Origin of the sequence: Nocardia sp. GP40 (assembly GCF_050434125.1) — a bacterium.
In the GTDB taxonomy this organism is placed as follows: Bacteria; Actinomycetota; Actinomycetes; order Mycobacteriales; family Mycobacteriaceae; genus Nocardia; species Nocardia albiluteola.
In genome coordinates this window covers 1-12,818 of sequence record NZ_JBNPVW010000037.1, presented here as the reverse complement: position 1 = coordinate 12,818, position 12,818 = coordinate 1, and the positions used below count along the sequence as shown (strand labels likewise).

The 12,818-nt window shown below is 65.5% G+C and carries 9 protein-coding genes and 2 pseudogenes; 5 read left to right on the top strand and 6 right to left on the bottom strand.

Annotation, left to right across the window (positions count from 1 at the left end):
• Positions 1-1,265, bottom strand: a pseudogene (locus ABH933_RS45090) (hypothetical protein); the annotation flags it as partial.
• A gap of 98 nt (positions 1,266-1,363) precedes the next feature.
• On the opposite strand from ABH933_RS45090, the gene ABH933_RS45085 reads away from it, so the two are divergent.
• Both ABH933_RS45085 and ABH933_RS45080 read left to right on the top strand, forming a co-directional pair.
• Positions 1,364-1,669, top strand: a complete 306-nt coding sequence (locus ABH933_RS45085) for a hypothetical protein (protein ID WP_429429235.1) — start codon at positions 1,364-1,366, stop codon at positions 1,667-1,669.
• 89 nt (positions 1,670-1,758) lie between these two features.
• Positions 1,759-2,238: a hypothetical protein gene (locus tag ABH933_RS45080; protein ID WP_429429237.1), complete on the top strand. Its 480-nt coding sequence runs from the start codon at positions 1,759-1,761 to the stop codon at positions 2,236-2,238.
• 258 nt (positions 2,239-2,496) lie between these two features.
• Here ABH933_RS45080 and ABH933_RS45075 read toward each other — a convergent pair whose 3' ends face one another.
• The 5 genes and pseudogenes from ABH933_RS45075 to ABH933_RS45055 form a co-directional block, all read right to left on the bottom strand.
• Positions 2,497-3,132, bottom strand: a complete 636-nt coding sequence (locus ABH933_RS45075) for a hypothetical protein (RefSeq protein WP_429429239.1) — start codon at positions 3,130-3,132, stop codon at positions 2,497-2,499.
• 124 nt (positions 3,133-3,256) lie between these two features.
• Complete coding sequence (locus ABH933_RS45070) at positions 3,257-3,874, bottom strand: ISL3 family transposase (protein WP_429455334.1); 618 nt, start codon at positions 3,872-3,874, stop codon at positions 3,257-3,259.
• Positions 3,875-4,148: 274 nt separating this feature from the next.
• Complete coding sequence (locus ABH933_RS45065; RefSeq protein ID WP_429455332.1) at positions 4,149-7,700, bottom strand: beta strand repeat-containing protein; 3,552 nt, start codon at positions 7,698-7,700, stop codon at positions 4,149-4,151.
• Positions 7,701-7,889 (bottom strand): annotated as a pseudogene (locus ABH933_RS45060) (IPT/TIG domain-containing protein); the annotation flags it as partial.
• Between the two features lie 770 nt (positions 7,890-8,659).
• The gene (locus tag ABH933_RS45055) at positions 8,660-8,809 is read right to left on the bottom strand and encodes an IPT/TIG domain-containing protein (protein WP_429429249.1); all 150 of its coding nucleotides are present in this window, start codon (positions 8,807-8,809) and stop codon (positions 8,660-8,662) included.
• A 241-nt stretch (positions 8,810-9,050) separates the two neighbouring features.
• Between ABH933_RS45055 and ABH933_RS45050 the strand changes: the two genes are divergently transcribed.
• The 3 genes from ABH933_RS45050 to ABH933_RS45040 all read left to right on the top strand — a co-directional run bounded on the left by ABH933_RS45050 (position 9,051) and on the right by ABH933_RS45040 (position 12,460).
• A complete protein-coding gene (locus ABH933_RS45050; RefSeq protein ID WP_429429245.1) occupies positions 9,051-9,890 on the top strand; it encodes an SAM-dependent methyltransferase in 840 nt (279 codons plus the stop codon).
• 812 nt (positions 9,891-10,702) lie between these two features.
• On the top strand, positions 10,703-11,965 hold the full coding sequence (locus ABH933_RS45045; RefSeq protein ID WP_429429251.1) for an IS110 family transposase: 1,263 nt from the start codon (positions 10,703-10,705) through the stop codon (positions 11,963-11,965).
• Between the two features lie 201 nt (positions 11,966-12,166).
• Positions 12,167-12,460 (top strand): antibiotic biosynthesis monooxygenase family protein, encoded by a 294-nt coding sequence (locus ABH933_RS45040; protein ID WP_429429247.1) that lies wholly within the window; start codon positions 12,167-12,169, stop codon positions 12,458-12,460.
• Positions 12,461-12,818 lie beyond the last annotated feature (358 nt).

Sequence of the window (12,818 nt, the reverse complement as noted above, 5' to 3'; positions counted from 1 at the left end):
GCGTTTCGTTGGCCGACTTCGGCGGCGTAGGCGGCCCAGTCTCCGGAGGACAGTTGCTGCCATTGGATCGCGCACTTGATGTGGATTCCGAGCGTCTTGGCCAGGATCGCAGCTGGTATTTCGGTAGCGAGCGCGAACAGCGCGGTCTTTCGGCTTTGAGAAGGGCGGATGCCGAGAGTTCGTAGGCGCCGCGCGAGCGAATCCTCAGTGAGGGGTTGTCCTGGCCATCGGCCCGGGAACAGCCAGTCCGAAGTGATGTTGACCAGGACGCTTCCGGGCGGCTTGCGTCTGGCCATCAGCGTGCCGACCAGGTCGTCCATCGGCGGTGGCAGCACGATGGGGCGGGTGCCGAGGAACAAGAACGTCTGATCTTCTTCGTGACGGATGTGCTGAGTCGTCAATCCTGTGATGGCGCTGAGCTTTTGGGCGTAGAGAAGAATCAGGAGCCCGGCCACCCGGTCGGCGACCGGGTATGTGCCGTCGTGTAGAAGTCGGCGTGCGTCGGCCCATCGGCGGTCCTGGTCGAGCGCCTCGGTGGGGCCGTTCCAGCGCGTTGCCCGCGCGGCCAAGCGGGATGCGCGGCGGTGGGCCACGGCCCACCGCACGAAGCTCGCGGTGTGGTCCGCCCGGCTGGGTTCGGACGCGAACCATTGGTCGAGGTCGCCTTGCGTGCATGTGGCCAGGGACAGTTCCTGGGAGTCGAGCCAGTCCAGGAAGGCCGCGGTGGCGGTGACGTGGCGACGGACGTTTCTCACCTGCAGGGTGCCGGCAGGCTGCCCGTCGAGGCGCCCGCGCAGCCGACGCAGGTGGTGCCAGACGGCATATTCGCGCAGAACACGTTGATGCTCAAAGGATTTGCGATCGTTGACGGCTTGGTCGATCCAGCGTTCGAGAGCGGTCAGACGCTGGTCTCGGGGCGCCAGCGCTCCGGCTGCCACCAGCATCGATCGTAGGTGTTCGACGGTGCCGTTCGGCGGCAACGCGTCGAGGGTCTCGTGGGAGATGGTGTGGTGCGCGGCGACGGCTCGGAGGGTGTCGCGAACGCCGGTCTTGTTCAACCAGTCCAGTGCATGGTCGGGGCGGTTGACCTGGACGAGCGTGTCTCGCAATAGGTTCAACTCCGGTGCGAGGGTGCCGTCGGCGGCGGTGAGGATCCCTCGGAGCTTGCGGTCGAGTGAGCATCTCGCGCATTCGGTGGTGGTGAGTTGCCAGGTGATTCCGCAGGCGCCGCAGCGTTCCAGAACGCCGGATCGGGGTTGACGCATCGAGCGCATAACGGCTGCCGCCGAGTCCCGCCCTGCTGGAGAAAATCCATGCACAGCAGGCAGATCCATCCACCTGCGTCGGCAGCGGCACCAGGCCTGTGGTCACCCGCACCTCGCTGCAAGCCGACCTTCTCGCCGCCCACGAACGAGCCGCCCGGCTCGCCGCCCGCATCCAGCAACTGGAGAAGCGGTTGTCCGAAGCGCTCGGCGAGCAGACCTGGCACGAGTCCGGGCTGGGCGCACCCGCCGACGTCGATGCCCTCCACCAGCGCGTCAACCGGCTTGAACAGCACAACCTCGACCTACAGCAGCAACTCGACGAACGCGACGACGACCTCGACGCGGCCCGCACCACCAACCGCGAACTCATGGCCAGGCTCAACACAGCAGCCCGGCCCCGATAACCCGCCAGTCCACCCTGGTCGCTTGGGGGTAGTGCCGCCAACGTGCGGCGATAAGATCAGGCCGTATACGTTGCGGGAGGACGGGATTCATGATCACGGCTCTTATAGCTGGCTTTGCGGGGTTGTTCGGGATTGCTGTGGGCCGTTTCTGGGATAGCCGGGCCGAGGAGTCACGGTGGCGGCGAGATCAGCGAGCGGCCGCTTACCTTGGAGTGGCCAAGGCGTTTTGGGACGTCTTCCGGGTGCAAGCGGCGCTGGCCGCGACAGAGCTTCCCGATGCCACAGACGACCCCAGAAACTGGAGTAGGTCCAGTGAAGCTGCTGCATCGGCTCTGGACCAGTGGAACGACGCGTTCTTGGCCGTCTTGGTTTACGGAGCGCCCCGCGTCGCCGAAGCTGCCAAGGAGGTTGATGAGCTGGTTGATGTAATGGGCACGAAAGCTGCTGGAACAAACCATGATTGGGATTCGTGGGATAGCGAGACGATGCCATTCAAGGGATCGTTTACGGCAATGCTCGCCGAGATTCGCGCCGATCTGGGATTGGCGACTCACACGGCAACCTTCTGAAGCGAACCGGGCCCCATCCACCGCACCGGCCGATGGGACTCCAAAACATACAGGGGTTCCCGACCGGACGGTGCGACCGACGTCGCACACCCCACTCATGTGAGTATTCGACATGGTCGAACACTCCTGCTGATGGTTGGTTCGTCAGCCTCGGACCGACCTCCTCGCTGGAGCTGGGAACGTATCGGAGTGTCCACTTGCACCACACCTGTTGCTGTGCTTAACGTCTCCAACGCCAGCCTCTGAGCTGCACAAACTTCAGAGAATCGCAGCGTCGTACACCGGTTGATCCGCGGAGAACAGCCCCCAGCCGTACATCACTTTGAACAAGGTCGCGTCTCGAAACGCCGCTAACGCACCTTTGCGCTTCGCACGCACAGCGCGGTCGACCTGGTCATCCGCGTAATCCAGGAACCGCTGCAACTCCTCACGGGTGAACGGCCGCGCCTCCGGGTCACCCTCGTAGGACTGCAGATGAGCGATCGAATTCCACTCGTGCACGATCATCACCGGGTGCTCGCCGGGCCCGAACTCGGCCTCACACGCCAACGCCCAGCCGTACCGGCCATCACAGAGATACTCGTTGAACAGGCGCAAAGTCCCTTGATAGGCACGGATAGTGGACGGAGCCAGATGCCGTTCACCGGTCAAGGACAGCGACCACTCATCCACATGCGATGGCATCCACCGCCACGGGTAGTCGTTGGTGAACTCCACAAACCGGCGCACCAGCCGCTCCCGCTCGGCGATCGTCTCCAGCCGCAATCCACGAGCTGTCTGCTGCGCGCGCCAGCCCCGCATCATCGCCTCGAGCATCGCGTCCTCCGGGCGCAACTGCACCACACCCGACACCAGCTCCAGGTGCGCCGCACCCGCCAGATCGACCTGCCGCAACCCACCTCCAAGACTCGCCCGGATAGCGGGATGATCATGCATCAAACGGGAGACACGCAACAAATCGGCAGGTCAAAGGCGCATAACTCGATGACGGAGCGTTAGCGTCAAACCTCGGAATCCATCAGGGAATTGGGACGCCCTCGCCCGTTTGATGCAATTCCTGAGGGTTGGCATAGGCTCCGGCGCGATCCCGGGTGATGACCTCGATCCCCGGATGCGCTGAAAGCCATGCCGCCAAGGTGCCGGCCTCCCGATCAGCGAGGATGTCGATCGGGCGATGCGTGGCCATATCCAGCAGCACGGTGCCATACCTGCGACCGCGCCTGACGGCGAAATCGTCGACACCCAGTACTTTTACCGCACCGACCGGCGGATCTGGGACTCCACGCACCAGCCGCAGCAGGGTGTCCCGGCTGGCCGACAACCCGAGCCGCCGCGCCAAACGCGCACCGGCGCGTCCGGCCAGGGCCAGCCCGATCGCGGTCAGCATCGAGGTCAGCTGATTGGTCCGGCGTGACCGCTTGGTGGTGAGCCCGTCCACCAGTTCGGCGAAAGTTCTTGCCGCGCAGTCGGTATTCCCGCAGAAGAAACGCCGCACGACCAGCGACAGAACCATCGTCCGCCCGGCAACCGCCGCATCAGCCAACCGGCGGCGGTAGCGGGAATGCACACGCCCGGACACCGCTCCGCATCCAGGGCACTGGGCCACCGACGTGGCAACCGCAGCCTCTACGACCACCCCATCGGCGTCGCTCCGGACGTCGCTGATCACCACGGAATCCAAGTGTGGCAACAACTTTCGAACAAGATCACCAGCGCACGCATGTCACTATTCCCATCGGCCACGGTCGAACACCAACACGCCCACCAGCACCGTCACGCTTCCCGCGCCAGAACCCTTTCTCCTGGCAGCCGACATTCGAACATCGACAGGCGGCCCCCACACCTGCGACCGCAACGCGGCTGGGCCGTCGGCAGGCAATTGCCCACCGACGGCCCAGCCGCACCAGCCGTCAGATGTAGGTGTAGGAGACCCCGTTACTCGTTCCTCCCGCGGTGGTGACGGTGACCAGTATCGTCCCGGCCGCCCCGGCAGGGGTGATGGCCGTGATCTGGGTGTCGGAGTCGACACTGAACGAAGTCGCCGGTGTGCCACCGAAACTGACCGCGGTGGCGCCTGTCAGTGCCGTCCCGGTGATGGTGACCGTGGTCCCGCCGGCTGCCGTGCCCGAAGTCGGACTGACCGTGCTCAGGGTGGGCACCGCCGCGTAGGTGAAGGAGACGCCGTCGACGGTTCCTCCCGCGGTGGTGACGGTGACCAGTATCGTCCCTGCCGTGCCGGCAGGGGTGACCGCCGTGATCTGCGTCGACGAGTTGACGACGAACGAGGTTGCCGGTGTGGCACCGAAATTCACCGCGGTCGCTCCGGTCAGTCCTGTTCCGGTGAGCACGACCGTCGTCCCGCCGGCTACCGGACCCGCGTTCGGGGCGATGGCGGTCAGAGTGGGGACCGCGACGTAGGTGTAGGAGACCCCGTTGGTGGTTCCGCCCGCGGTGGTGACGGTGACCAGTATCGTCCCGGCCGTGCCTGCGGGGGTGATGGCCGTGATCTGTGTGGCGGAGTCGACACTGAACGAAGTCGCCGGTGTGCCACCGAAACTCACTCCGGTCGCACCCGTCAGATTCGTCCCGGTGAGCACGACCGTGGTGCCACCGGTCACCGGACCTGTGTTGGGCACTACCGTGGTCAGCGTCGGCACCGCCGCATAGGTGAAGGCGACGCCGTTGCTGGTTCCGCCCACGGTGGTGACCGTGACCAGTATCGTCCCGGCCGCACCGGCGGGGGCGACGGCGGTGATCTGGGTCGAGGAGTTCACGGTGAACGAGGTCGCCGGTGTGCCACCGAAACTCACCGCGGTCGCACCGGTCAGGTTCGTGCCGGTGAGCACGACCGTCGTCCCGCCGGCCACGGGACCTGCGTTGGGCACCGCCGTGGTGAGGGTGGGTACCGCGACGTAGGTGTAGGAGACCCCGTTGCTGGTTCCACCGGCTGTGGTGGCGGTGACCAGTATCGTCCCGGCCGCACCGGCGGGGGAGATGGCCGTGATCTGTGTGGCGGAGTCGACGGTGAACGAGGTCGCCGGTGTGCCACCGAAACTCACCGCGGTCGCACCGGTCAGATTCGTCCCGGTGAGAACGACCGTCGTCCCACCTGCCACCGGACCCGTGTTGGGCACCACCGTGGTAAGGGTGGGAACCGCAACGTAGGTGTAGGCGACGCCGTTGCTGGTGCCACCCGCCGTGGTGACGGTGACCGACACCGTTCCGGCCGAACCCGCGGGAGCGACGGCGGTGATCTGGGTGTCGGAGTTCACGGTGAACGAGGTTGCCGGTGTGCCACCGAAACTCACCGCGGTGGCTCCGGTCAGGGCTGTTCCGGTGAGCACGACCGTCGTCCCGCCGGTCACGGGACCGGCGTTCGGGGCGATGGTGGTCAGCGTGGGCACCGCCGCGTAGGTGTAGGAGACCCCGTTACTGGTTCCACCCACGGTGGTGACCGTGACCAGTATCGTCCCGGCCGCACCGGCGGGGGCGACGGCGGTGATCTGTGTCGACGAGTTGACGGTGAACGAGGTCGCCGGTGTGCCACCGAAACTCACCGCGGTCGCACCCGTCAGGGCTGTTCCGGTGAGCACGACCGTGGTTCCGCCGGCCACCGGACCCGCGTTGGGCACGATCGTGGTCAGCGTCGGCACCGCGACATAGGTGTAGGAGACACCGTTACTCGTTCCACCCACGGTCGTAACCGTGACCGACACCGTCCCGGCCGAACCCGCGGGAGCGACCGCAGTGATCTGCGTCGACGAGTTCACAGTGAACGAAGTCGCCGGCGTGCCACCGAAACTCACCGCGGTCGCACCCGTCAAATTCGTCCCCGTCAGCACAACCGTCGTCCCGCCGGCCACCGGACCAGCGTTCGGGGCGATTGTGGTCAGCGTGGGCACCGCAACATAGGTGTAGGAGACCCCGTTACTGGTGCCACCCACGGTCGTGACCGTGACCAGTATCGTCCCCGCCGCACCGGCGGGAGCGACCGCAGTGATCTGCGTCGACGAGTTCACAGTGAACGAAGTCGCCGGCGTGCCACCGAAACTCACCGCGGTCGCACCCGTCAGACCTGTTCCGGTGAGCACGACGGTCGTCCCACCGGCCACCGGACCCGCGTTGGGCACGATCGTGGTCAGCGTCGGCACCGCAACATAGGTATAGGAGACGCCGTTACTGGTTCCACCGACGGTGGTGACGGTGACCGACACCGTTCCAGCCGTGCCGGCCGGGGCGACGGCGGTGATCTGTGTCGAGGAGTTGACGGTGAACGAGGTCGCCGGTGTGCCACCGAAACTCACCGCGGTCGCACCCGTCAGACCTGTTCCGGTGAGCACGACCGTGGTCCCACCGGCCACCGGACCGGCGTTGGGCACCACCGTGGAGAGGGTGGGCACCGCAACGTAGGTGTAGGAGACCCCGTTACTGGTGCCACCGGGGGTGGTGACGGTGACCGATACCGTCCCGACCGAATGGGCGGGCGTCACCGCGGTGATCTGCGTCGAGGAGTTGACGGTGAACGAAGTTGCCGGTGTGCCACCGAAACTCACCACGGTCGCACCCGTCAGATTCGTGCCCGTGAGCACGACCGTCGTCCCGCCGGCTACCGGACCCGCGTTCGGGGCGACGGTGGTCAATGTCGGCACCGCAACGTAGGTGTAGGAGACACCGTTACTGGTTCCGCCCACGGTGGTCACCGTGACCAGTACCGTCCCGGCCGAATGGGCGGGCGTCACCGCCGTGATCTGGGTCGACGAGTTGACCGTGAACGAAGTCGCCGGCGTGCCACCGAAACTCACCGCGGTCGTACCGGTCAGGGCTGTTCCGGTCAGCACGACCGTGGTCCCACCTGCCACCGGACCGGCGTTCGGGGCGATGGTGGTGAGGGTCGGCACCGCGACGTAGGTGTAGGAGACACCGTTACTGGTTCCGCCCACGGTGGTCACCGTGACCAGTACCGTCCCAGCCGACCCGGCAGGAGCGACGGCGGTGATCTGGGTCGACGAGTTCACCGTGAACGAAGTCGCCGGCGTGCCACCGAAACTCACCGCAGTCGCACCCGTCAGATTCGTCCCGGTCAGCACGACCGTGGTCCCACCGGCCACCGGACCCGCGTTCGGGGCGATCGTGGTCAGCGTCGGCACCGCAACGTAGGTGTACGAGACACCGTTACTGGTGCCACCGGGGGTGGTGACGGTGACCGATACCGTCCCGACCGAATGGGCGGGCGTCACTGCCGTGATCTGCGTCGAGGAGTTGACGGTGAACGAAGTTGCCGGTGTGCCACCGAAACTCACCGCGGTCGCACCCGTCAGGGCTGTTCCGGTCAGCACGACCGTGGTCCCACCAGCCGCCGACCCCGAGGCAGGACTGATGCTGGTCAAGGTAGGAACCCCAGCATAGGTGTAGGGCAGCGGGTTGCTCGTGCCGTCCAGTAGCGCCTGCACGGTGACGTTCACCGTGCCGGTTCCAGGCGGAGCTATGGCGGTGATCTGGGTATTGGAGTCGATGGTGAATGTCGTTGCCGTCGTGCCGAACCGGACAGTCAACGGGCCGACACCACTGAATCCAGATCCGGTGATGATGACAGAGTTCAGACCCGCCGCAGGGCCGGAAGACGGTGTCAGCGAGGTGATTACAGGCGCCATTGTCTTGCCTTTCTACCGATGATCAGTGAAAAGAGTTCTCCCGCAGCAGCACAGGCCCGGCCCCGTAACAACCGCCCATCCCCAGTAACCCTCCGGCGCAGGCACTTCGGCAATGCATCCCCCGGTCCGTTTTCGTCCGGTTTGTTTCCGTTTTCGGGTTCGGCCGGTCTCCCGTACGGTGAGCGCAGTACCCGGCGCCCATGTCTGTGCGGGTGCAGCCCGACGAGGACGGGTGGGGTACCGACTGTCCGAGGTAACGGTGGTCGCGGCGCCCGAAGCGATGGAGCCGGCCCGCGACAACGACGGGTTTCCGTGTCTGCAACGAGCGCTTCGAACCACACCAGCGAACGCAGCACACGCCGCAACACCGTCGAGCGGATCGCTCCATCACATGGAACGAGTGTTCATGCGAGAGCGCGCCGCCCATGCCTGCGAGGTCGCCGCCGCCAAAGGCGTGCGTAGGGCGGCCGGCAATCTGGCCACCGGCCAGCTCGCCGCCCCGCAGGCTGTACCGGCCGCTGAGCAGGGTCGGACCCTCACGTCATACTGGCGGTCATGTGATCCCGCCGCGCACTGCGGCCGGGGCGCTACCGCTCCCCCTTACGTCCACCGGTACCGCAGCTAGTCACTCGCCGAAAGGCGCATGTTGAGCGTCGGCGTCACAGCGCCACCGCCGTCAGGATCCGTCCTGACGGCGATGCTTTGCTGGACCGCGACGCGACTGGGCCGTCGGCAGGCAATGCCCACCGACGGCCCAGCCACACCCGCCGTCAGACGTAGGTGTAGGGCAGTGGGTTGCTGGTGCCGTCCAGCTCCGCGGCGACGGTGACGTTCACCGTGCCTGTCCCCGTCGGAGAGATGGCCGTGATCTGGGTATCGGAGTCGATGGTGAATGTCGTTGCCTTGGTACCGAACCGCACGGTCAAAGGACCGACATTGATCGATGGGCGCATCCATCAGGCTGCAGTTGATGCCGCCGAGGACTCTGTCCGCTTGTCCGCGTTCGGCCGCGAACACATCCGGCTCGAAGACCACTGTAGCCTCAATTGCCGTTCGGGCCATCTCCGCAGACCGCTGGCGGTAGGATGCGGTTGTCATATCGCTTTTCGCATTCGAATTACCCTTGGTGTCAAGAGTTTTCGGAGCAGGGAGGTGCGATCCATGATACCCGATCACCGCGATGTCCACTTCTCGGAGCTGAATCCGCCCTTCGGCCACCCCCACTGTGCCAGAATGTACGACTGGTTCCTCGGTGGAAAGGACAACTACGAGGCCGACCGACAAGCCGCCGCAGAGGTGGAGAAGGTGTACCCGAACGCGCGGATCGCGGCATTGACCAACCGGCACTTTATGCACCGCGCGATCCGCCATATCGCCCAGGCGGGGATCCGGCAGTTCCTCGACATCGGTACCGGCCTGCCGACTCCGCCGAACCTGCATCAGGTCGCCCAGGCGGTCACACCGAACGCCCGGGTGGTCTACATCGACAACGACCCGCTGGTGCTGGCTCATTCGCGGGCATTGATGCTCGGCACCGACGAGGGCCGCATCGACTACGTTCACGCCGATGTTGCCGACCCGCAATCGATCCTCGGCGCGGAGGAGCTTCGTGCCACCCTCGACTTCACCGAGCCGATCGCGTTGAGCCTGATCGCGTTGCTACACTTCGTCTCAGACGAGCACGCCTACCCGGCAGTGCACACCTTGGTCGACGCGCTACCGGCAGGCTCGTATCTGATCGGGTCTCACGCCGCGGCCGATCTGAACCCCGAGGGATCCGCACGTCTGGCCGCAGTATGCAACACCAACGGCGTGACCCTGGTGTTGCGTAACCGGGCACAGGTGTTGCGGTTCTTCGAGGGGCTCGACTTCCTCGCCCCCGGCTTGACCACACCGCACCGATGGCGACCTAACCCGGCGTGGATTACCCTGTCCGAGCAGGCTCTTGCCGAGCGCGACCGCGACGTCATGCAGTACGCCGCGGTAGCACGCAAACCCTGAACGCTTCACACTGCCGGTCGTAGCTCGGCAGGACCGCACATGTGGGCTTGAAAGCGCCCAGGGTGACGGTGAGGATGTCGCAAACCCCCTCCCAAATATTGTTCTGGCGTGGCCGCGCGAGAAGGGTGATCCCATCGAGCCGATGCCATCCCGATGCCATCCACCCCCGCCGTGCGCTGACAACGTGATCGTCTCAATCAGCTCTGGCCAGGATCAGCGCCTGCTGGTCCAAGAACCGCGAACATCTTCTCGACCAATCCACAGGCCGCCGAGATCATGCAGAAACCACTGAGCGAACAAGCGGTTCTTATGGTCCATCCAGCTTCACTCACACGCTTCGGCTGTCGAAGCTCCTCACCTGCGCGGTGCACGTGGCGGACTGCGGTCGCCAGCACCCGGCGCCACGCGCGGACACCGGACTACGTAGTCACCTTGCTCGATATCCCTGATCTACTTATCTCGTTCGACCGTGAGACCTGCCGTCACCTGAACCTCTTTCTCTGATTGGGGCTCATAGCCCTCGGGCGAGACCGGGGAGTTGGCGACGGCAGCAGACGCGGCCGGGCGCGCGGGACACACCCCGCTCGCCTGCGCCCAGCCGCTGTCGGCTTGTAGTGGGATTGCTCGTGGTTCGAGCCCGCTCGCACGACCAAACGCCTTGTCATTCGGGAGCTTCGAGCTCTGAGCTAGACCGGCGTCGCGCCGGTGAGCTGGGATCGCGAACAGCTCATCGGAGGCCAGCCCATCGAGGCTTGTAAGTAGAGCGCTGCGCGTTCTCGCCCGGGTTTTCGGACCAGCAGAGAATAGCTCACCTGATGGAGGACGATTTGAACCGATTCTGCGGCGTGGACTGGGCCGAAGGGCACCATGACATCGCGATCGTCGACCACGACGGCACGCTCGTCACGAAGAAGCGGATCGCCGACGACCCAACGGGTTTCGCCGAGCTTACTCGGTTGCTTGCCGACGCCGGTGATAACGCCGACGACCTGATACCGATTGCGATCGAGACCCCGCGCGGCCTGATGGTCGCCGCTCTGCGCGCGGCCGGGCGGCCGGTGTTTGCGATCAATCCGCTGGCCGTGGCCCGCTACCGCGAGCGTTACAGCGTTGCCCGCGCGAAGTCCGACCATGCCGATGCGATGACACTGGCGAACATCCTGCGCGTCGACGCCCATCTGCACCGCCAACTCCCGGCTGATAGCACACTCGCTCAAGCGATTTCGGTGCTGGCACGGGCCCAGCAGGACGCGATCTGGCGACGCACCAAAGCTGGCAACGAGCTGCGCAGCCTGCTGCGCGAGTACTACCCGGCGTTCCTGGCCACCTTCGCGGTCAGATCCGCGACCAATCTGGCCAAACCGGAAGCACGCGCCGTCCTCGCCATCGCGGCAACCCCCGCCCATGGGGCGAAGATGACCAAGGCCCGGGTCAGCGCGGCGCTGCGGCGGGCCGGTCGCAAACGCGGAATCGACGAGCTCGCCGCCGAGATCGTCGAGGGACTGCGGGCCTGGCAGCTGCGGCAGCCCGAACCAGTGGAGAAGGCGATGGGCCGCCAGGCGATGGCGCTATTGGCCGCGCTGGACGCCGCCTGCGCCGGCGCCGACGACCTGGAGCAGGCAGCCGCCGAGGAATTCCGTAAACACCCGGACTACACCGTCATCACCAGCTTTCCGGGCCTGGCCGACCTCACCGGGGCCCGGATACTCGCCGAGATCGGCGACGACCGCAAGCGATTCGCCGACGCCCGCGCACTCAAGTCATACGCCGGATCCGCCCCGATCACCCGGGCATCCGGCAAAACGATCACTATCACCCACCGGCGAATCAAGAACGACCGCCTGGCAGCCGTCGGCTGGATCTGGGCCACCACCATGGTTGTTCTGCCAGGCCCAGCCCGAGGGCACTACCGACATCGCCGCGACCACGGTGACCGCCACGCCCCCGCAGTCCGGCACCTGTTCAACAAGATGCTCGGACAGCTCTATCACTGCCTGCAAACCCGCCAGCCCTACGACCCGATCAAGGCCTTCGGCCAACCGCCCGAAACGTCGCAATCATCCTCTGCAGCTTGACAATTAGCGGAATCGGAGGTCTCGCCCTACAACACCTACAGACAACTTACAGACCGAGTGGTCTCATCAAAGTCTGGCAGGTAGGGGGCCATATCCGCCCTCACATCCTCCATATTGCCGTGCTCCGCGGCAGCGCCTGAACACCGGGAAACCGGCCCGCATCGCCGGATACCCCGACCCATCGATCCGTCAGGAGTCCCCGTGACCGCACACACCAACTCGCAGAACATGTCCGACGCGACCGTCACCTTTATCAACGTCTTCGAGATCGACACCGAACACGCGGACTCGTTCGCCGCCCGCTGGGCGGCACGTGCCGCGCTGATGAGTACGAAGCCCGGCTTCCTCGACTCCCGATTGCACAGAGCGCGATCATCTGAGACACGGTTTCAGATCATCAACGCCTCCCACTGGGAGAGCCGCGAAGCCCGGGAGGTCGCAACCGCCGACCCCGAGTTTCAGGAGCAGACCCGAGCCGCCCGCGACGACCGGTAGACACCGGTCACATCCAGCCCGGATCTGTACGACGTCGTGGTCGAGTTACCACGTCGCGACGGAATTCTTCGGGGTAGGGCTTCGGCACGGTGACGCATCCTCTCACAAAGGAGACCGATCAGTCTCCTCAGATCAGGAGTCAACCGAAGCCGGGGCAGTCCCTTTCGAGGTCGAAGTATGACTCGCAGTGATCGGCATCAACGCCACCTAGCGGCGCGAGAACACCGCCACCTAACGGTGCGAGTCACACCCCGCGCGACGAACCGCAGGTCGCTCAGTCTCGAAATCTGCACTCATGGGGCGATCCTGCCGACCCCCTTGGTGCCCGCGGGATCCGGTGACGTGAAAAGTCACGCTT

Excerpts from the sequence above, each read along its gene's own strand:
- ABH933_RS45050 (WP_429429245.1), top strand. The coding sequence starts at position 9,051 with ATGATACCCGATCACCGCGATGTCCACTTCTCGGAGCTGAATCCGCCC.
- ABH933_RS45080 (WP_429429237.1), top strand. The coding sequence starts at position 1,759 with ATGATCACGGCTCTTATAGCTGGCTTTGCGGGGTTGTTCGGGATTGCT.